General features: G+C 45.9%; 21 protein-coding genes and 1 riboswitch. Of the genes, 16 read left to right on the top strand and 5 right to left on the bottom strand.

The genetic code is table 11. The annotated features are described in order from the left end of the window. The first annotated feature begins 5 nt into the window (after positions 1 to 5). A complete protein-coding gene (locus JHD44_RS02530) occupies positions 6 to 545 on the top strand; it encodes a hypothetical protein (RefSeq protein ID WP_199460773.1) in 540 nt (179 codons plus the stop codon). Here JHD44_RS02530 and JHD44_RS02525 read toward each other — a convergent pair. Continuing rightward, positions 542 to 1,609 (bottom strand): S1C family serine protease, encoded by a 1,068-nt coding sequence (locus JHD44_RS02525; protein WP_199460771.1) that lies wholly within the window; start codon positions 1,607 to 1,609, stop codon positions 542 to 544. The genes JHD44_RS02530 and JHD44_RS02525 overlap by 4 nt on opposite strands. Here JHD44_RS02525 and JHD44_RS02520 point away from each other — a divergent pair. Next, complete coding sequence (locus JHD44_RS02520) at positions 1,608 to 2,369, top strand: Nif3-like dinuclear metal center hexameric protein (RefSeq protein ID WP_199460769.1); 762 nt, start codon at positions 1,608 to 1,610, stop codon at positions 2,367 to 2,369. The genes JHD44_RS02525 and JHD44_RS02520 overlap by 2 nt on opposite strands. Positions 2,370 to 2,449: 80 nt before the next feature. Here the strand turns inward: JHD44_RS02520 and JHD44_RS02515 are convergent, their stop codons facing one another. After that, on the bottom strand, positions 2,450 to 2,893 hold the full coding sequence (locus tag JHD44_RS02515; RefSeq protein WP_199460767.1) for a DUF1043 domain-containing protein: 444 nt from the start codon (positions 2,891 to 2,893) through the stop codon (positions 2,450 to 2,452). Between the two features lie 131 nt (positions 2,894 to 3,024). Between JHD44_RS02515 and zapE the strand changes: the two genes are divergently transcribed. From zapE to JHD44_RS02475, 8 genes are all read left to right on the top strand, one after another. Beyond that, positions 3,025 to 4,134: a cell division protein ZapE gene (gene zapE, locus JHD44_RS02510; protein WP_199460765.1), complete on the top strand. Its 1,110-nt coding sequence runs from the start codon at positions 3,025 to 3,027 to the stop codon at positions 4,132 to 4,134. 156 nt (positions 4,135 to 4,290) lie between these two features. Next, positions 4,291 to 4,719: a 50S ribosomal protein L13 gene (gene rplM, locus JHD44_RS02505; RefSeq protein ID WP_199460763.1), complete on the top strand. Its 429-nt coding sequence runs from the start codon at positions 4,291 to 4,293 to the stop codon at positions 4,717 to 4,719. A 15-nt stretch (positions 4,720 to 4,734) separates the two neighbouring features. After that, positions 4,735 to 5,127, top strand: a complete 393-nt coding sequence (rpsI, locus tag JHD44_RS02500) for a 30S ribosomal protein S9 (protein ID WP_133560000.1) — start codon at positions 4,735 to 4,737, stop codon at positions 5,125 to 5,127. Between the two features lie 201 nt (positions 5,128 to 5,328). After that, a complete protein-coding gene (gene petA / locus JHD44_RS02495) occupies positions 5,329 to 5,925 on the top strand; it encodes a ubiquinol-cytochrome c reductase iron-sulfur subunit (RefSeq protein ID WP_199460761.1) in 597 nt (198 codons plus the stop codon). Beyond that, positions 5,925 to 7,160, top strand: coding sequence for a cytochrome b (locus tag JHD44_RS02490; RefSeq protein WP_233401643.1), 1,236 nt, complete (start codon positions 5,925 to 5,927; stop codon positions 7,158 to 7,160). Before petA ends, JHD44_RS02490 begins: the two co-directional genes overlap by 1 nt. Positions 7,161 to 7,162: 2 nt before the next feature. After that, the gene (locus JHD44_RS02485) at positions 7,163 to 7,945 is read left to right on the top strand and encodes a cytochrome c1 (protein ID WP_199460759.1); all 783 of its coding nucleotides are present in this window, start codon (positions 7,163 to 7,165) and stop codon (positions 7,943 to 7,945) included. Between the two features lie 120 nt (positions 7,946 to 8,065). After that, the gene (locus JHD44_RS02480) at positions 8,066 to 8,698 is read left to right on the top strand and encodes a glutathione S-transferase N-terminal domain-containing protein (protein ID WP_199460757.1); all 633 of its coding nucleotides are present in this window, start codon (positions 8,066 to 8,068) and stop codon (positions 8,696 to 8,698) included. Between the two features lie 62 nt (positions 8,699 to 8,760). Beyond that, positions 8,761 to 9,150 carry a ClpXP protease specificity-enhancing factor gene (locus JHD44_RS02475; protein ID WP_199460755.1) on the top strand — a complete coding sequence of 130 codons (390 nt, stop codon included), beginning with the start codon at positions 8,761 to 8,763 and terminating at the stop codon, positions 9,148 to 9,150. Between the two features lie 3 nt (positions 9,151 to 9,153). On the opposite strand, the gene JHD44_RS02470 is transcribed toward JHD44_RS02475, so the two are convergent. Genes JHD44_RS02470 through JHD44_RS02460 form a run of 3 tightly spaced genes read right to left on the bottom strand, consistent with a single transcriptional unit; the run spans position 9,154 to position 11,931 of the window. Next, positions 9,154 to 9,747, bottom strand: coding sequence for an SIS domain-containing protein (locus JHD44_RS02470; protein ID WP_199460753.1), 594 nt, complete (start codon positions 9,745 to 9,747; stop codon positions 9,154 to 9,156). An 11-nt stretch (positions 9,748 to 9,758) separates the two neighbouring features. Continuing rightward, entirely contained in the window at positions 9,759 to 10,142 is a 384-nt protein-coding gene (locus tag JHD44_RS02465) for a YraN family protein (protein WP_199460751.1), read from the bottom strand. Continuing rightward, the gene (locus JHD44_RS02460) at positions 10,102 to 11,931 is read right to left on the bottom strand and encodes a penicillin-binding protein activator (RefSeq protein WP_199460749.1); all 1,830 of its coding nucleotides are present in this window, start codon (positions 11,929 to 11,931) and stop codon (positions 10,102 to 10,104) included. Before JHD44_RS02460 ends, JHD44_RS02465 begins: the two co-directional genes overlap by 41 nt. Positions 11,932 to 11,966: 35 nt before the next feature. On the opposite strand from JHD44_RS02460, the gene rsmI reads away from it, so the two are divergent. From rsmI to thiH, 6 genes are all read left to right on the top strand, one after another. Further along, the gene (gene rsmI, locus JHD44_RS02455; RefSeq protein WP_199460747.1) at positions 11,967 to 12,821 is read left to right on the top strand and encodes a 16S rRNA (cytidine(1402)-2'-O)-methyltransferase; all 855 of its coding nucleotides are present in this window, start codon (positions 11,967 to 11,969) and stop codon (positions 12,819 to 12,821) included. 63 nt (positions 12,822 to 12,884) lie between these two features. Beyond that, a riboswitch (TPP riboswitch) is annotated at positions 12,885 to 12,989 on the top strand. 136 nt (positions 12,990 to 13,125) lie between these two features. Then, complete coding sequence (thiC, locus tag JHD44_RS02450) at positions 13,126 to 15,117, top strand: phosphomethylpyrimidine synthase ThiC (RefSeq protein WP_199460745.1); 1,992 nt, start codon at positions 13,126 to 13,128, stop codon at positions 15,115 to 15,117. Continuing rightward, on the top strand, positions 15,118 to 16,284 hold the full coding sequence (thiE, locus tag JHD44_RS02445) for a thiamine phosphate synthase (protein ID WP_199460743.1): 1,167 nt from the start codon (positions 15,118 to 15,120) through the stop codon (positions 16,282 to 16,284). Further along, positions 16,265 to 16,462, top strand: coding sequence for a sulfur carrier protein ThiS (thiS, locus tag JHD44_RS02440; protein ID WP_199460741.1), 198 nt, complete (start codon positions 16,265 to 16,267; stop codon positions 16,460 to 16,462). Before thiE ends, thiS begins: the two co-directional genes overlap by 20 nt. Position 16,463: 1 nt before the next feature. Further along, positions 16,464 to 17,237, top strand: coding sequence for a thiazole synthase (locus JHD44_RS02435; RefSeq protein ID WP_199460739.1), 774 nt, complete (start codon positions 16,464 to 16,466; stop codon positions 17,235 to 17,237). Then, positions 17,234 to 18,391 (top strand): 2-iminoacetate synthase ThiH, encoded by a 1,158-nt coding sequence (gene thiH, locus JHD44_RS02430; RefSeq protein WP_199460737.1) that lies wholly within the window; start codon positions 17,234 to 17,236, stop codon positions 18,389 to 18,391. The genes JHD44_RS02435 and thiH overlap by 4 nt, the downstream gene beginning before the upstream one ends. Positions 18,392 to 19,389 lie beyond the last annotated feature (998 nt).

Below are 19,389 nucleotides of genomic sequence, written 5' to 3'. Positions count from 1 at the left end.
TTACTATGCAGCCAACTCAAGCGCTCATTTCGCTTCGTTTGGTGACGCGAATTGCGGCAGTCGTGATTTTATCGGCTGTCGCAATTGGTTTTTTTCTGCCCTCTGATTACAAAATAGAGCGCAGCATTCAGGTTCCAAATGAGCAATATGACTTATTGCAAGAGCGGCTTTATAACCCGAAGGCTTGGTCTCAGTGGATGTATATAGAATCTGGTAATCTCATACTGCAAGATGATGCTGACACATTGTCATCTGATGTGCGATATTTGATCCAGTATCAAGATGCATCTACGAAACAGGGCGAGCTAAATATTATCTCTGTGACTTCAGATTCCATTCGTTTTTTGGTTAAGCCTAATCAAAAAACAAAACCAATCCCTAATGTTTTAAATATCCATGAAAATGCAAATGGTGAAGTTCAGCTTGATTGGGTGATCGAAGGGGAGTTGGATGCGGGTTTCCTTGGGCCTTATCTTGCTCTGTTTGCAAATAACATTGCGGGCAGTAACATTGAAAAAAGTCTATCTGCATTAGCTGGTCATTAATTGTGCTCAACTGCCTGCATAGCGGGCAGTTTCTCGACTCGAGCCTTGGTAATGTAGCTCTGAGTTCCTCGTAAGCCTTTAATAGTAACGTCCTCTCCCGGTGTAAGTTGAGAAACAAGTTGCTGTGCTCGGTGTGCGCTTAAATCTGTATATTTCTCTATAGAAATCAAAATATCACCTGCGCGAATACCTGCATTATAGGCGGGGCTGTTTGGCGTGACGCTGGTAACGATTAAACCGTCATCTGTAGTAAGGTTTAAGGCAATCGCTACTTGGTGTGAATTTTCTTGAACCTGTAATCCTAAGTAGCCTCTCACAACGCTGCCATACTCAATAATCGACTGCATGATTTTAATGGCGTCATTAATGGGCGTCGCAAAGCCAATGCCTTGAGAGCCACCTGAGCTTGAATAAATGGCTGAGCTGATTCCGACTAGCTGTCCTTTTAAGTCAACCAGTGCGCCCCCTGAATTACCGGGATTGATGGCTGCATCGGTTTGAATGAAATTCTCGTAAGTGTTTAATCCTATACTATCGCGACCTTTTGCACTGACAATGCCAGCGGTAACGGTTTGGCCAATCCCAAATGGGTTTCCAATGGCTAAAATTTGATCGCCTACTCTTAATGTGTCGCTATTCCCCAAATTAATTGGGGTAAGTTCGGTCAGCTCAATCTTTAATACTGCAAGATCGGTTGCAGGGTCACTGCCTATAATCGATGCACGAGTTTGTCTTTGGTCATTTAATGAAACTATGACAGCACTTGCGCCCTGAATGACATGATGATTTGTGAGAATGTAGCCATCTTTAGATATAATAACGCCAGAGCCAAGATTAGTGATTTTTTGATTATTGCTGTGGTTAAAAGGTGTTTCCTGGTTGGTGAATGTATAAATGTTGACCACTGCATTCGCTGTTTTAGCGGCGGCATTCGCAAAGCTAAGAGTGCTATCTTTTTGGTGTTGTTGCCAGAATAACAGCATAGTGCCAACCCATAACCCTAAGAAAATCCATGTAAGGTGATTGCGAAACTGTGGGTTGGGAATCGTTTTAGGAGTAAGCATGAATATAAAAGAACTTGAAAGTAAGTTAACGGCATTATTTCAGCCAAAATCATTCAAAGATTATGCGCCGAATGGACTGCAAGTGGAAGGTAAAGCCGAGATAAAAAAAATTGTCACAGGAGTGACAGCGTCAATGGCGCTTATCGACGAAGCCATTGAGCGTAGTGCAGACGCTATCATTGTGCACCACGGTTATTTCTGGAAGGGCGAGGCGCCTGAAATTGTTGGTATGAAGTATCGAAGGTTGTCTGCTTTGATCAAACAAGACATAAATCTGTTTGGGTATCATTTGCCGATGGATGCGCATCTTTTGGTTGGTAATAATGCCAATTTAGCACGAGGATTGGGTTTACAGGCGCTACGCTCATTAGAGGTAGAGAAAACTCTAGAGGAAAGCATTGGTATTGTTGGAACGCTTGAAAAGCCAGTGAGTCCTAAGGAGTTTCAGACAATAATCGAAAAAGTCGTGGGTAGAGAGGTTTTGTTTGAGTGTGTGTCAGATGATGGAATATTGAATGTTGCGCTTTGCACTGGTGGGGCACAAGGTTATATTTCGAAAGCTTTGGCTGCCAAGGCCGATGTTTTTATTACCGGTGAGGTATCTGAGCAAACAATACATATAGCACGAGAAGAGGGGATGCATTTTTGTGCTGCAGGTCATCACGCTACAGAATGCTTTGGACCTAGGGCTTTGGCTAATTACATCGCAGATAATTGGGGAATAGAGTGTGAGTTTATTGATGTGCCAAATCCTGCTTAAGTTGATGTTGGCGCATTAGACGGTAAGTTGAAATAGCGTAATTAAAAAAGCCTGCTGGTTAAGCAGGCTTTTTAGGTTTTCTAAAGCGCTCTAGTTGGCTCTTCTACTGATTTTCTGTGAAGTCCATAGCTCTCACTTAGCATGCCTTCATCTGCATCTGTTTTGGAAGCGTAATCACGAGGCGGTGCTGTGATTTCTTCCTTCAGCTCAGTGCTTGAGTTCTCTGCTTCAGGTTTCTCTAGTGTAACAGTTGCTAGAGAAGTTGCTCCTTCAAGAACCGCCTTACGAGCATCAGCCAGTTTCTTTTCAGCCGCAGATAAATGTGCGTGTAATTGTAAAAAATGATCATCAGAAAGAACTTGTCGACGTTCCATTTCCTGTTGTAGTGCTTCTATTGTGGCACCGGCAGATGGATTTTTATCGTGAGCACTTTTTTTGCTCAAGGCGCGAAATGTAAGTGCTCCTGCAAATCCTATGATGATGCCAGTAACAAAGACGATGATATCGAATACTTCTAGTTCCATGGTTTACTCCCAAAAACAGCTCAGTAAATTATAACGGAAATACACCACAGGAAATATAGGGAATAGTGAGGTTTCTGTATCTATTTGGTAATATATCGCTAATCTCTCACGCAATGGTGTAAACGCAAACAATGACCCCGCTATCGAAATACCAAGAAGATCTTAAACGTCCAGATTTTAATTATGATCCTGCCCAAGAAGAAGCTGTCCAGGCTTTACAGGATTTGTTTGATCGAATTGTTGCGAATGGCGAACAATCGCCCAAGCCTTCTAAATCGTTATTTGGTTTTTTGAAAAAGAAAAAGCCGGAAATTCAAGTAGAGCAAGGATTGTATTTTTGGGGTGGTGTAGGTCGCGGAAAAACGTATTTAATGGATACGTTTTTTGAGTGCCTGCCCGTTGAACGTAAGTTGCGTTTGCACTTTCATCGTTTTATGCAAATGGTGCATCAAGAGCTACGCAAACTGAATGATACTAAGAATCCACTGGAAATCGTGGGTAAGCAAATTTCTGATAAAGCCCAAGTGTTGTGTTTTGATGAATTTTTCGTAACAGATATAACTGATGCAATGATTCTTGCTGGCTTACTAGAGCAGTTGTTTATTAATGGCACTGTTTTGGTTGCGACGTCAAACATCGAGCCAGATGGCTTGTATAAGAACGGTCTACAAAGAGCGCGTTTCTTACCTGCCATTGATTTGGTTAACAAGCATACTAAGGTGATGAATGTAGATGGGGGTATCGATTATCGTCTACGTACATTAAAACAAGCTAAGTTATACCATTTCCCACTATCGCAAGAAGCTGCTGATGCATTGAGTGAGCGATTTGGAAGTTTGGTGGTTAATCGCGATGCCGTGAACGAAGGTGGTGCGGTAGAAATTGAAGGGCGAGAAATTCCCTTGCTAAGAAGTTATGAAGATGTGGCTTGGTTCGATATCAAAGCGCTTTGTGATGGTCCACGCAGTCAAGTGGATTACATTGAAATAGCCAAGCTGTATTCCACTATTATCATTTCTGATCTGCCTCAGTTTGATTCGGCGCGTGATGATATGGCTCGTCGCTTTATTAACTTAATTGATGAATTCTACGACAGACATGTAAAAGTTATTATCTCGGCAGAAGTGGCGATCCCAGATATTTATCAGGGCACACGCCTAGCTTTTGAGTATGACCGTACTGTCAGCCGATTGTTAGAGATGCAGTCCGAAGAATACTTGATGTTAGAGCATCGCCCTTAATTAGAAAAAGCGCTTTAGTTTTGCGTGCGGTTTGGTTATAATTCGCGCGCTCTAATTTATGAGTATGTGTAAGTTATGTCGTCGTAACCCGACAACATAACCAATAATAATAGGTATTGACATGCGCACAGCATGTAAATGATAAAGGGTTTTTTAATGAAAACTTTTACTGCAAAACCTGCTGAAGTACGCCGCGACTGGTTCGTGGTTGATGCTGAAGGCAAAACTCTTGGTCGTTTGGCTACAGAAATTGCTCGCCGTCTACGCGGTAAGCATAAAGCAGAATACACTCCTCACGTTGACACTGGTGATTACATCGTTGTTATCAACGCTGAGAAAGTACGTGTAACTGGTAACAAAGCTTCTGACAAGAATTACTACCGTCACACTGGTTACCCAGGTGGCCTACGTACTATGAGCTTTGATAAGTTGATTGATCACGCTCCAGAGCGCGTTCTTGAAATCGCTGTTAAAGGCATGCTTCCAAAAGGTCCTCTAGGCCGCGCAATGCACAAGAAAATGAAAGTGTATGCTGGCTCTGAGCACCCACATACTGCACAACAGCCACAAGAACTTAACATCTAATACGGGAAGATCATTATGTCAGCTACTCAATACTACGGTACAGGTCGTCGTAAAACGTCTACTGCTCGTGTATTCCTAAAGGCAGGTTCTGGTAACCTAGTTATCAACAACCGTTCTCTAGAGCAATACTTCGGTCGTGAAACTTCTTGCATGGTTGTTCGTCAGCCACTAGAGCTTGTTGAAGCTACTGAAAAATTTGACGTTTACGTTACTGTAAGCGGTGGTGGTATCTCTGGTCAAGCAGGTGCTATCCGTCACGGTATCACTCGTGCGCTAATGCAATACGACGAGACACTACGTCGCACTCTACGTTCAGCTGGTTACGTTACTCGTGACTCTCGTCAGGTTGAGCGTAAGAAAGTTGGTCTACGTAAAGCACGTCGTCGTCCACAATTCTCTAAGCGTTAATTTTTACTACGCTTCGTATTTCTTCAAAACGCCTGCATTCGCAGGCGTTTTTTTATGTCTCAAATCAGTGTTTTGTGAATGTGCAAGAATGTTGCCTTGTCACCAAAATACCTTTCCCATAACATCCCTTAAAGTATTCAAATCCTTATTATTTTTGTGGATTTGAGCGTGTTGACAGTAAATTGGTGGGAGAGAACCATAATGAGTCAAAGCGGCGTAAATAAAGGCCGTCGTCGATTCCTACTGGGAGCAACCAGCGCTATTGGTGCTGTGGGAGCGGTAGGGATTGCAACGCCTTTTGTTGCCTCATGGAATCCAAGTGCTAAAGCAAAAGCTGCTGGTGCACCAGTGAAGGCTGATATCAGTAAATTAGAAATGGGTCAGCAGATGATCGTTGAATGGCGTGGTCAGCCTGTATGGGTTGTCCGTCGTTCAGAGCAAAGTATCGCTGATTTATCCAAGTTAAATGATCAGCTAGCGGATCCAGCATCTGCGGTTGAGCAGCAACCTGAGTATGCACAAAACGAGTATCGCTCGATCAATCCTGAGATTGCGGTATTGCTGGGTATTTGTACACACCTTGGTTGTTCTCCTACCTATCGTCCAGAGGTTGCACCAGAAGATTTAGGTGACAAATGGTTGGGTGGTTTTCTATGTCCATGCCACGGATCTCGTTTTGACTTAGCTGGGCGTGTATATAAAGGCGTGCCTGCGCCAACTAACTTGGTGGTGCCACCACATCGTTTTATTGGTGAGTCTGTTATCGAAGTCGGTGTTGACGCTGGAGGTAACGCATAATGGCTGTAATGAAAAATTTCATGGCTTGGGTGGATGCTCGTCTACCTGTTACTCAGGCTTTTGAAAAACACATGAGTAAATATTACGCACCAAAGAACTTAAATGTTCTTTATCTATTTGGTGTGTTGTCGTTATTGGTATTGGTAAACCAATTGCTAACCGGTGTGTGGTTGACGATGAGCTACAATCCTTCTGCTGAAGGGGCGTTTGCTTCGGTTGAATACATCATGCGTGACGTAGAATATGGCTGGTTAATCCGTTACATGCACTCAACCGGTGCTTCGGCGTTCTTTGTCGTGGTGTACCTGCACATGTTCCGCGGTTTGCTATACGGTTCATACCAAAAACCACGTGAATTAGTGTGGTTGTTCGGTATGGCGATATACCTAGCATTAATGGCAGAAGCGTTCATGGGGTACTTACTACCATGGGGACAGATGTCGTATTGGGGTGCTCAGGTAATCATTTCACTGTTCAGTGCGATTCCAATGATCGGTCCAGATCTAGCGCAGTGGGTACGTGGTGACTACTTGATTTCAGGTATTACTCTAAACCGTTTCTTCTCTTTGCATGTTATTGCCTTGCCGTTGGTCTTAGTTGCTCTGGTTGTGCTTCACTTGTTGGCACTTCACCATGTGGGCTCTAACAACCCTAAAGGTGTCGATATCAAGAAGCATAAAGATGAGAACGGCATTCCATTGGACGGTATTCCATTTCATCCATACTACACAGTGCATGATATCGTAGGCGTAGCAGTATTCTTGTTCGTCTTCTGCGGTGTAATTTTCTTCTTCCCTGAAATGGGTGGCTATTTCCTAGAGAAGCCTAACTTTGAAGCAGCTAACCCTCTGAAAACGCCAGAGCACATTGCACCAGTCTGGTATTTTACTCCTTTCTACGCGATTTTACGTGCTGTGACGTACCCATTGTTTGGTTTAGACGCTAAATTTTGGGGTGTGGTTGCGATGGGTGGGGCAATTGCCATTCTATTTGTATTGCCTTGGTTAGATCGTAGCCCTGTGAAATCAATGCGCTACAAAGGTTGGATGAGTAAGGTGGCATTGGTTCTGTTCTGCATCAGTTTTGTTGTGCTGGGCGTGCTGGGTGTGCTGCCGTCTACAGAAGGGCGTACCACAGTGGCACAGCTCGCGTCAGTGGTTTACTTCTTGTATTTCATTTTGATGCCTTTCTATACCAAGTGGGAAAGTACTAAACCAGTTCCGGAGAGGGTGTAACCATGAAAAAGATTTTCGCAACGGTGGCGCTGATGTTTGCGTCGGCGATCACTTTCGCATCCGGTGGCTCGACTGTTCACTTAGAGCATATGGCCCCAGATCTTCATGATAAGGCATCATTGCAGCGTGGTATGCAAGTATACTCAAACTACTGTGCAGGCTGTCATGAAATGGGCTATGCGCGTTATGAGCGTGCGGCGACTGATTTAGGTATTCCAGCAGATATATTTGAGGCCAATCTTTTGCCTGCAGGTAAAAAGATTGGTGACCTGATGGATAACTCAATGGATGCTATTGATGCCAAGAATTGGTTCGGTGCAACGCCTCCAGACTTAACGCTAGAGGCTCGATTGCGCGGGCATGATTGGGTTTACACCTATTTAAAATCTTTCTATGAAGATGAAACTCGTCCTTGGGGTGTTAATAATACGATCTTCCCGAGCGTTGGTATGCCGAATGTGCTTGAGCACCTTCAAGGTGTGCGTCATATGACATGTGCGCAAGCACCTGCAATGGACGAGCATGGCAAGCCAAAATTTGATACACTTACCGGCGATATTTTGACTGAAGAACAATGTAACGTTGTGGTGCAAAAAACAGAAGGACAGCTTACTGAAGCTGAGTTCGACCAAGTTGCTTACGATGTTACGAATTTCTTGGTGTATATGGGTGAACCAAGTAGATTACAGGCTGAATCGCTAGGTTTAAAAGTGTTATTATTCATCGTTCTGTTTGGTATTTTTGCATACCTATTGAACAAAGAGTACTGGCGCGAAATTCACTAAGCACTCTGTAATTGTTGTTTTTGCCCAAAATGTCCCTTCTTTTGAAGGGACATTTTCATCGTAGTTTGTTAAGTTAACCCCTTCATGGGGTTTTCGTTGTTTATTGAATAGGGGTTATACATGGGTGTTATTGCAAAGCGCTCTTCAATGACGTTCTTCTCTGATGGAGAAGATCACTACAGCCATCGCGTACGTATCGTTTTGGCTGAAAAAGCGGTAACCGTAGATATTATTGATGTTGATCCTTTCAACAAGCCAGAGGAATTGGCAGATATCAACCCTTACAACGAGTTGCCGGCTCTTGTTGATCGTGAACTTGTTCTTTATGAGCCAAATGTAATGATGGAATACTTGGATGAGCGTTTTCCGCATCCGCCACTGTTGCCTGTTTACCCTGTCGCTCGTGCAGAAAGCCGTCTATACATGTACCGAATTCAGCGTGATTGGGCAGTTCTTGTGGATACTATTCTTACAAGTAAAGATCGCGAAGCGGTAGAGCAAGCTCAAAAGGAATTGCGTGAAAGCTTGATCAGCGTATCACCAATTTTTGAAGAAAAGCCATACTTTATGAGTGAAGAGTTTACAATCGTAGATTGTTGCTTGACTCCAATCCTATGGCGTTTACCTGTGCTGGGTGTTGAAATTAACAAGGAACAGGCGCCAGGTTTATACAAATATATGGATCTTGTTTTTGAACGCGAGTCTTTCAAAGAAAGCTTGTCAGAAGCAGAGCAGGAAATGCGCCTAGACTAACGGCGTGAAAAGTTTTTCAAAAGGGGCTACAAGCCCCTTTTTATTTATTAGGAGTGCTGAGAATGATTCCGAAGCGTTCGTATTTTCTAAATGCGACTTATGAGTGGATAGCCGATAACGACTTAACGCCGTATTTGTTGGTTGATGCTGACTTTGAGGGGGCGATTGTACCCCGAGAGTTTGTTAATGAAGAAGGTCAAATCGTCCTGAATATTAGTATGAATGCTGTGCGTCACCTTCATATTGATAAGCAGGGAGTTTCCTTTGAAGCTCGCTTCAGTGGCAAACCTATGCAGGTCTTTGTGCCAATGGCGGCTGCCATAGCGTTGTACGCCAAGGAAAATAGCGATGGAATGGTGTTTCCACCAGAAACATTTGAAGAGGTTCCAGAGCCTGAACCAACACCGCCGGAACCACCGCAAAAGGGCTTTACATTAAAAGTGGTCAAGTAAACGCTAGTCTTCATAGCCAAACAGTTGTCGTTCTAGTAAATCTACTAATGTATGAACGACAGTTGTTTGGCATTCCTGTACACGTGCAGTACCCGTCAAATTGATCTTAATCTCAGTGTCATCCTGTGATGTTAGTGATGAAACGTTTTTGGCATCGGGTGTTGTGAGTGCAACAATACTCATTTTGCGCTCATGCGCCGCTTGAATAGCTTGGATAATAGGTGATGTATTACCTTTGTTGGCAACAACGAATAAAACGTCTCCAGGGTTACCAATGGCAGTAATTTGTTTAGAAAAGACATCGTGATAGCTGTCATTATGTGTGATCGCGAGTAAAGCATTGCCATTGCTCGTTAAGGATACAGCCGGTAGTCCCGGGCGCTCACGATCCATCCTATCTAATAGCAAAGTGCTGAAATATTGAGAGATATAAGAGCCCGTACCATTGCCGACAGCGACGACTTTACCGCCATTGGCAATGCTGTTAAAAAGTACTTTCGCGGCATGTTCAATGTGAGCGGGTAGGGTTTCTAGCGCGTATTGCTGTGACTCAAAACTTTGAGCAAATTGCGTATAGATTGCTTCTTGATAATCCATAAATAACTGCTTTATACCTGTACTGCCTGCAGCCAATGTATGTTACTAAAGGACAGAGTTCCATCTATAGCAATCACATCTATCTGGTATTGGCTTTGTTGCATGTTATGTTTCATTAACCAGAATTCTGCTGCTTTTAAGCAGCGAAGAAACTTCTGTCTTGTAATAGTCTCACTAGCGCTACCGCGCTTGAGGTTAGCTCGGTATCGCACTTCTACGAAAATAATGCTTTGTGTACTGGGAGATCGCATAATTAGGTCAAGCTCTCCCACACGACAAAAAGCATTTCTTTCGATTAACTCCAAGCCTTGTTGAAGCAGAAATTGTTCTGCTAATCTTTCTGCTTTTGAGCCATCAATCTGTTTCTTTGTAAGTGAAATAGCTTTCCTTAGCATCAATAAGCACTCCTTGCTTATACGTCACAATATTTGGGCGACGGTTGAATATCCCATTATTTTCAAGCGTTATAATACCTGTTTTAGCTGAAAGTTTTGCGGATCGAACATTGCTAAATAAGGCTAGGCGTTTAGCTATTAAGTAGCTGTCATTACCTAATGCAGTCAGGCGTTGCAACACCAAAGGCTTGTTAATGTTGCTGCCTTGGTTGTCTAGTACGGCAGGGAGCTCCGTGAATACGATGCGTTCAATATCTTCATCTTTGGTTGTCGCTGGCGGCGTACGATCATGAATCGTTTGCGATGCTAGCATTGGTATGTTGTTGGCAAAATAAAAATTAAGAAGAGGGCGTATTTGCTTGGCGTCTTCTAATTTACCAACATAATAAACATAGTCTAGATCTTGGCGCGCACGGGGTGTCGCCTCCACATCTTGTTTTGTCCACTGTTTGATTTTATGAATACGCGCCTCACTTTCGTCAACTTGAAGCAACTGTTTAACCGCGTTAGCACGACCCGTTGGCGTGTTTTCATAAGATAATGAGGCAAGCACAGGTAACTCTTGTTCTTGTGCGATGCTTTTAAACTGATCGCCTTGTCGCAATGCCCATGTCGGTTGAATGGTTAATATAGCAGAATTCTCAGCACCTTCTTTTTTTGCGAACGCCATAAGTTCACGGATGTCATCCTTCACATTCAATGAGAAATGATAAAGGTTTGGTGTCAGTGTATTCACCTCAAGTTGGTTCATAGCAATGGTTGGAATGTCTGTGACTAAATGAGGCAACAGACCAACATTTTGCTTGCGTAGAGGACCAATGATCGTTTCGGCACCGGTTTCAGTTGCAGCGAAATAAGCATCGGCAAAATTAGCATATCGATCTGTATCAATTAGATGAAGTTCTGGCTGAACTTCAGGGTTCGCGTAATATTGTTGTAAAAGTCCATCTAGGATCGCTTCAGATGCGACTTTCAGCTCCTTGCTCATTGGCAATAAAACCGCAACGGACTTCGGCATAAGGTCTTCTAAAGATGCCATGATCTGAAAGTCGTGAGGTGGGTTTATCGCTGCAGGATGACTTAAGTGGGTGGTTTGCCACTGTTTAAATGCCTTGACCTGCTGATCGACTGTCATGCTTTGATCGCGCAGAATGTTGGACACATTTAACCATCCATCAAGCAAAGGGATTGAGCTCCCTTGCAAATAGCTTACTTCATTATCAGTTAAGTTTTGAATGGCGAACCAGAGATCTTCTTGATTATCGAGTTGTTCATTAATGGGAAGCTGCAAACTGAGCTGCATATAGTCTTTAACAGCATTGGGCCAGTTGTCTAGAGAGGCCATGACTTGAGCGCGATGACGTAGTAATTCGGTACTGTTCGCTAACCGTTGTGCAACAGGTAATTGCGACGCTTGCCCAAGCATTTGTAAAGCAAGAATGGGGGTATTGAGCGCTAACGCAATGTCGCTCATTAGCAACATGCCTTCAAACTGGCTTGGGTTGCTAAAAGAAATGACATGACTTTCTAAAAGAGAGCGCGCATCAAAATATTGCTCGTCCAAGAAACGAGCCTTGGCAGCAGCTAAATAAAATGGCGCAGCTGCCTCAGGCGTGTTTTGCGCCTTAGCTTGTGCTAGCGCATAGTGATAATCGGATAAATCCCCCGATTGCTCAACGATGGTTTCGGTTGAGCCTTGATCAGGCATGGATGTTTCAATGGCACCACAACCAATAAGAGACAATGTAACCAAGGAAAGTGGTATGATACGGGATCTAAACAAACTCATATGCACGCAATACTTAAGCCTATTAAAGAGGAATCATGGTAACACAGTCTGATAATGATGTGAGAGGAACCTTCTACATTGTAGCGACCCCAATTGGCAATCTGGATGATTTTACGGATCGTGCAAAACGAGTTTTACAAGAAGTTGACTTTATTGCGGCAGAAGATACCCGTCATAGCAAACGGTTAATGAATCATTTTGGTATCGATACTAAGCTGTTTGCGCTACATGATCATAATGAGCGCGATAAGGCATCCTACATTGCTTCCTTGTTAAGTGACGGTAAAAATGTGGCCTTGATCTCTGATGCGGGCACGCCATTGATCTCTGACCCTGGTTACCATGTGGTGAACTTGTTACGCCAAGAGGGACACAAAGTGGTGCCCGTTCCAGGGCCATCTGCTTTGATTACGGCACTGTGTGCGTCGGGATTGCCGACTGATCGTTTCAGCTTTGTTGGCTTTTTGCCAGCAAAAAGTAAATCTCGTCGCGACGAAATGTCGAGCTGGACGCCAAGTCTTGGCACCGTGGTGTTCTATGAGTCAACCCATCGTATTTTGGACTGTCTAGAAGACCTAGAAGCGGTATGGGGTGAGCAAGCTCAAGTGGCTCTAGCGCGTGAATTAACCAAGACATTCGAAACCTTCTTATCTGGTTCGGTTTCTGAAATTAAGCACATTTTAGAAGACGATAGCAACCAAACTCGTGGTGAATTCGTGATGATGGTGTCTTTACCTGCACAGGAAGAAGACAACGGTGAAGCCATTAAAATTCTAAAAATTCTGTTGAAAGAATTGCCTGTAAAACAAGCGGCAGCCTTAGCTGCTGAGATCACTGGCGAGAAGAAAAACGCCTTGTATAAACAAGCGCTGGCGATGAACGAAGCCTAATATTCCTAACCAGTCATTTAGTGTTTGCTTGTTTACAGCAACAAACAAACGCGTATACTGATGCGCAACTTGTCGGAGTGCCTTAATTGGCTGAGATCGCATTTTAATGCGGGATCCGCAGAACCTGATCAGGCTAATACCTGCGAAGGGAACAAGAAAGCATCATTTCTTTTCTGCTGAAATAGTGTTGTTTTAACCAAGCGCAAACCTTGTGCAAAAGGACCAAAACAGCCGCACGTACGTGGAAGTACGTGATCTCCTGACAAGCATTTTTTCCAAATACAAACATAATGGGAATCTGCTTATGTCGACCAACATTCCAAAGCCAAATAAAAAATCACGTGAAATTGCCCGTCTAGAAGCCAAAGCGTTTATCGAATCTTTGCAAGCAACTCCTTTTCCGTCCTCTGAGCGTATTTACGTACAAGGTTCTGATGCATCCATCCAAGTGCCGATGCGTAAAATTAACCTAACCGATACGCCGATCGGTTCTGATCCTGAAAACCTAACGTTTGAACCAAACGAGCCAATCTATGTCTACGACACAGCGGGCCCATACGCCGATCCAGCAGAAAACATCGACGTACACGTGGGTCTTAAAGCCCTGCGTCAGCAATGGATCGAAGCCCGTAACGATACCGAAGTACTGGAAAGCGTCAGCTCAAACTTCGCTCAAGAGCGTCTAGCAAATAGCGAGTTAGACGAACTGCGTTTTAAACATCTACCAACGGTACGTAAAGCTAAAGCAGGTCAATGCGTCACGCAAATGCATTACGCACGCCAAGGCATTATCACACCAGAGATGGAATACATTGCCATCCGTGAAAACCAAAACCTGCAGGCAATTAAGTCTGAACTGCTGTTAAAGCAGCATCCTGGTCACAGCTTCAGCGCCAATATTCAAACAGAAATTACCCCAGAATTCGTACGTAAAGAAGTGGCCGAAGGTCGTGCCATCATTCCTAACAACATTAATCACCCAGAAACCGAGCCCATGATCATTGGTCGTAACTTCCTCGTGAAGGTGAACGCCAACATTGGTAACTCGGCACTAACGTCTTCCATCGAAGAAGAAGTAGAGAAACTAGTTTGGTCAACTCGCTGGGGCGCGGACACCGTGATGGACTTGTCGACTGGCAAAAACATCCACGAAACCCGTGAATGGATCCTACGTAACTCGCCAGTGCCAATCGGTACGGTACCGATTTACCAAGCCCTAGAAAAAGTAGATGGCGTCGCTGAAGATCTAAATTGGGAAGTGTTCCGCGATACGCTGATCGAGCAAGCCGAGCAGGGCGTTGATTACTTCACCATCCACTGTGGTTTGTTATTGCGTTACGTGCCGATGACAGCGAAACGTCTAACCGGCATCGTCTCTCGTGGTGGGTCGATCATGGCGAAATGGTGTCTAGCGCACCACGAAGAAAACTTCCTGTACACACGTTTCAAAGAAATCTGTGAAATCTGTGCCGCCTACGATGTAGCACTTTCCCTAGGTGACGGTCTACGCCCAGGTTCGATCATGGATGCCAACGATGAAGCGCAATTGTCGGAGCTGCGTACCCTTGGTGAACTAACGAAGATCGCATGGGATTACGATGTTCAGGTGATGATCGAAGGCCCAGGACATGTGCCAATGCAATTGATCAAAGAGAACATGGATCTGCAACTTGAGCACTGTCACGAAGCGCCGTTCTACACCTTAGGCCCCCTAACGCAAGACATCGCACCGGGTTACGACCACATCACTTCAGGTATCGGTGCTGCACAAATCGGTTGGTACGGCTGTGCCATGTTGTGTTATGTGACACCAAAAGAGCACTTGGGTCTACCGAACAAAGAAGACGTGAAACAGGGTCTGATCACTTACAAGATCGCTGCCCACGCGGCGGACTTGGCCAAAGGTCACCCTGGTGCCCAAGTACGAGACAACGCACTATCAAAAGCGCGTTTTGAATTCCGTTGGGAAGATCAATTCAACTTGTCTCTCGATCCTGAAACCGCTCGTTCTTACCACGATGAAACGCTACCGCAAGCATCGGGCAAAGTGGCGCATTTCTGTTCTATGTGTGGTCCAAAATTCTGTTCGATGAAGATCACTCAAGAAGTACGTGACTACGCCGCAGGCCTTGAGAAGATCGAAGCGGTGGACGTAACGGCAGAAGAAGGCATGCAACAAATGTCTGAGCAGTTCAAAGAGCTTGGCAGTGATGTCTACTTAACGACTGACAAGCTAGCGACGGATAAGAAAAAAGCAGACAAGCATTCTGAAAATGAGCTAGAGACGGAACAGTAAATGACCACAACAGATGTTAAACAAATAGCGTTTCGAGACGCTGGGTTTAAATCATCTGTTTTGGACAACACTCGACACCTTGGGTGTCGAGTGCTTCACTCCACAACGGATGAAGTTCAACCCCCGTGCCATATTGAAACGAGTCAGGGCGGATTAACGCTCACCACGACGACCGAGACATGGCAATTTGTCACTGAGCTGTATGCATCAAGCAGTGTTTATCAAGCGCTGTGTCAAAAACATGGCCAAGACAATCAGATAACCGTTCAGCTACCGGGGCAGCGTATTGCTCATTTTCAAGCTGATAAACTGACCAAGATAAACCAAAACGACCTTGTCGTTGCGCTAGCCTGTTTTATAGAGCAAGGCTACGAGCATTTAGATGCCATGACCTTGGCGCTGGCTTGGTTAACACAACAAGCACGCGCCGCAGGGGCGGGTTGGCCGGAAGATCGCACTTGGTTCCCGAGCACCAGCTTTGCCGATGACCATGTAATTGCCAAAGGTGCCGAGTTTAGCCCGATTCGCAAAGAGCTGTTCACCCTTTACCCCGTCGTTGATACGGTGGAATGGTTGGCGTTGGTGTTAGAGCAGGGTGTGACGACTACGCAATTGCGCATTAAGGATGCTAACGACAAGGATCTAAGAAATAAGATCCAACAAGCCATCGCTTTAGGCGAGCAATTTGGCGCGCAGGTGTTTATCAATGACTACTGGCAGCTGGCGATTGAACTAGGTGCTTACGGCGTGCATTTGGGGCAAGAAGACATTGAAGTGGCTGATTTAACCGCGATCCAGCAGGCGGGCTTACGCCTTGGGATCAGCACTCATGGTTATTTTGAAATCATGCGTGCCTTTAACCTTAAGCCAAGCTACATCGCCCTCGGTCATATTTTTCCAACCGTGACCAAAGACATGCCGTCTCAGCCACAGGGCTTAACCCGTTTAGGCCAATATGTGGAGCTGATTAATGATGCTTATCCAACTGTCGCTATTGGGGGTATCAACGCCGAGCGTTTGCCGAAAGTCAAAGCCACGGGTGTAGATTCGATTGCCTTGGTGACCGCGATTACCCGTGCGGACGATCCAAAAGCTGCGACGCAAGCTCTACTCAAAGCGGTGATTAATGACGTTCAAGGAGATGCCAATGCAGTTGTATGTGAATGATGAGCCAGTTCAGTCTGAACACAACACCTTATCAGCGTTATTAGAGAACTATGTTGGTGCTGAACAACGGGTCGCGGTGGCAGTGAATCAACAAGTGGTGCCACGCAGTATGTGGTCGGATTGTCTATTAAAAGACAACGACCGTATCGATATCTTTGAATCCATTGCCGGGGGGTAATATGTCATTAACGATTGCAGGTCATACCTTTTCATCGCGCTTATTCACTGGTACCGGCAAATACGCCAACCAAGAGCAGATGATTGCCTCGATCCTGGCCAGTGGCAGTGAAATGACCACCTTGTCCTTGCGCCGTATGGATTTAAAAGCAGGCTCCGACAATATCTTAAAGCCCTTGCAGCAACTGGGTGTAAAGCTATTGCCAAATACTTCTGGTGCCCGCGATGCCAAAGAAGCGATCTACGCCGCGCAATTGGCGCGAGAAGCCTTGGAAACCAACTGGGTTAAAGTAGAAATCCACCCAGATCAACGCTACCTGATGCCAGATCCGATCGAAACATTGAAAGCGGTGGAAGAGCTAGTGCGTCAAGGTTTTGTGGTGATGCCTTATATTCATGCGGATCCTGTATTGTGCAAGCGCCTAGAGGAAGTGGGCGCACAATGCGTGATGCCCCTTGGCGCACCGATTGGCTCGAACCAAGGGTTGGCGTCTAAGCCGTTCCTCGACATCATCATCGAGCAAAGCAATGTACCCGTGATTGTTGATGCAGGCATTGGCGCACCGTCTCATGCGGCCGCCGCATTAGAAGCCGGTGCCGATGCGGTATTAGTCAACACCGCCATGGCGGTCGCCAGCCAACCTGAAATGATGGGGAAAGCCTTTAAACTGGCGGTGGAAGCTGGGCGCATGGCTTATGAATCGGGTACAGGTAAAGTGCAACCTACCGCCGAAGCGTCTAGCCCCTTTACTGAGTTCCTCAAGGAGCTGGTATGAGTGGCGCCATACGAGTCTTGCACCAAAGCCCAGTGGTCGAAGGACAATTTAGCGCCCAATTAGAAACGCTAAATTGGGATGACACCGCAGCTAAGCATCTTAACGCCACCGAAGCCGATGTGCGCCGAGCGCTGGCCAAACCTAAGCGTGATATCAACGACTTTGCCGCCTTGATCTCCCCAGCCGCTAAGCCATTTATCAATGAAATGGTGGCGGAAAGCGAACGTCTGACACTGCAACGTTTTGGTAAGACAGTCAGCTTGTTTGCGCCCTTGTATTTGTCCAATACCTGCGCCAACGAATGCACTTACTGCGGCTTCTCCATGAGCAACGCCATCAAGCGTTTAACCTTGGACGAGCAGCAGATCGAGCGTGAGATCAAAGCCATTAAGCAAAAAGGCTTTGATCATATATTGCTGGTGACAGGCGAAACCAAAAAAGTCTCCATGCCTTACTTCGAGCGCATGTTGCCGTTGTTTAAGCCCGCTTTTAGCCAGCTTTCCATGGAAGTGCAGCCACTGGAAATGGATGAGTACGCTCAACTCAAAGAGCTTGGCCTCGATGGCGTCTTGGTTTACCAAGAAACCTACCGCCGTAGTACCTACCTTGAGCATCACCTGCGTGGCAATAAATCTGACTTTAACTACCGCTTGGACGCGCCGGATCGCATCGGCCAAGCCAAGGTCCATAAAATCGGCTTAGGCGTCTTGCTAGGATTGGACGACTGGCGCACCGACTCCATTATGATGGCGCACCACCTAAGACACCTGCAAAAGCGCTACTGGCGCTCACGCTTTAGCGTCGCCTTCCCGCGTATTCGACCCTGTGCTGGTGGTATCGTACCGAAATCCGTGATCTCCGATCTGGAATTGGTACAACTGATCGCCGCGTGGCGCTTGTTTGATGCGGACTTAGAAATGAGCCTCTCTACCCGAGAGTCAGCGGAGTTTCGTAACCACGCCGCACGCATGGGCTTCACCACCATGAGCGCCGAATCGAAAACTCAACCGGGCGGCTACGCTGATGACGCGAAAGAAGCGCTAGAGCAATTTGAAATCAGCGACGAACGCAGCGTCACCGAAATCGCCAACGCCATCCGCGCCCAAGGCCGCGAAGTCGTCTGGAAAGACTGGGACATCTCCCTCAACCTCTAAACTGATCTTGTACGACCTCGCTGCGCGAGGGAAAAATCCGCAGCCTAGGCAACCTCCCTAGGCTGCAATCTCCCTCGTACGAGCGGGTTGCACCCCGCGACCAAACCTTTTGTACGACCTTGCTGCGCGAGGGAACAACCTGCAAACTAGGCAATAATTCTAGGCTACTAAATCTCCGCTTCGGGACTCTGAAACCACTTCGCGGCCCCATCCCATGTATTCAATTCGCTTGCGCATTGTCTTCGTTCCTCGACGCGTCAGCGCGAATCAAACACATGGAATGTTGCTAATAAGTTCCCAGCAGACTTCGTACGAGCGGACTCCGTTCCGCGACCAAAGCGACAGCTTTGCGCTCTTGTAGGACCTCGCTGCGCGAGTGAACAACCTGCAAACTAGGCGATAATTCGAGGCTACTAAATCTCAGATTCGGCACTCTGAAACCACTTCGCGGCACCATTCCATGTAATTCAATTCGCTTGCGCAAATCTCAGGTCGTTCCTCCCTTCGAACGTCAGCGCGAATCAAACACATGGAATGTTGCTAATAAGATCCCAGCAGACCTCGTACGAGCGGACTCCGTTCCGCGACCAAAGCATCAGCTTTGCGCTCTTGTAGGACCTCGCTGCGCGAGGGAACAACCGGCAATCTAGACAATAATTCTAGATTACTAAATCTCAGCTTCGGCACTTAGAAACCACTTCGCGGCCCCATCCCATGTATTCAATTCGCTTGCGCATTGTCTTCGTACCTCGACGCGTCAGCGCGAATCAAACACATGGAATGTTGCTAATAAGATCCCAGCAGACCTCGTACGAGCGGACTCCGTTCCGCGACCAAAGCGATAGCTCTGCACTCTTGTAGGACCTCGCTGCGCGAGGGAACAACCAGCAAACTAGGCGATAATTCGAGGTTACTAAATCTCAGATTCGGCACTCTGAAACCACTTTTCGGCCCCACCCCATGTATTCAATTCGCTTGCGCATTGTCTTCTTACCTCG

This window comes from Marinomonas ostreistagni (genome assembly GCF_016461785.1).
In the GTDB taxonomy this organism is placed as follows: domain Bacteria; phylum Pseudomonadota; class Gammaproteobacteria; order Pseudomonadales; family Marinomonadaceae; genus Marinomonas; species Marinomonas ostreistagni_A.
The sequence above is the reverse complement of the archived record's forward strand: the minus strand, read 5'-3'. Positions and strand labels throughout refer to the sequence as shown.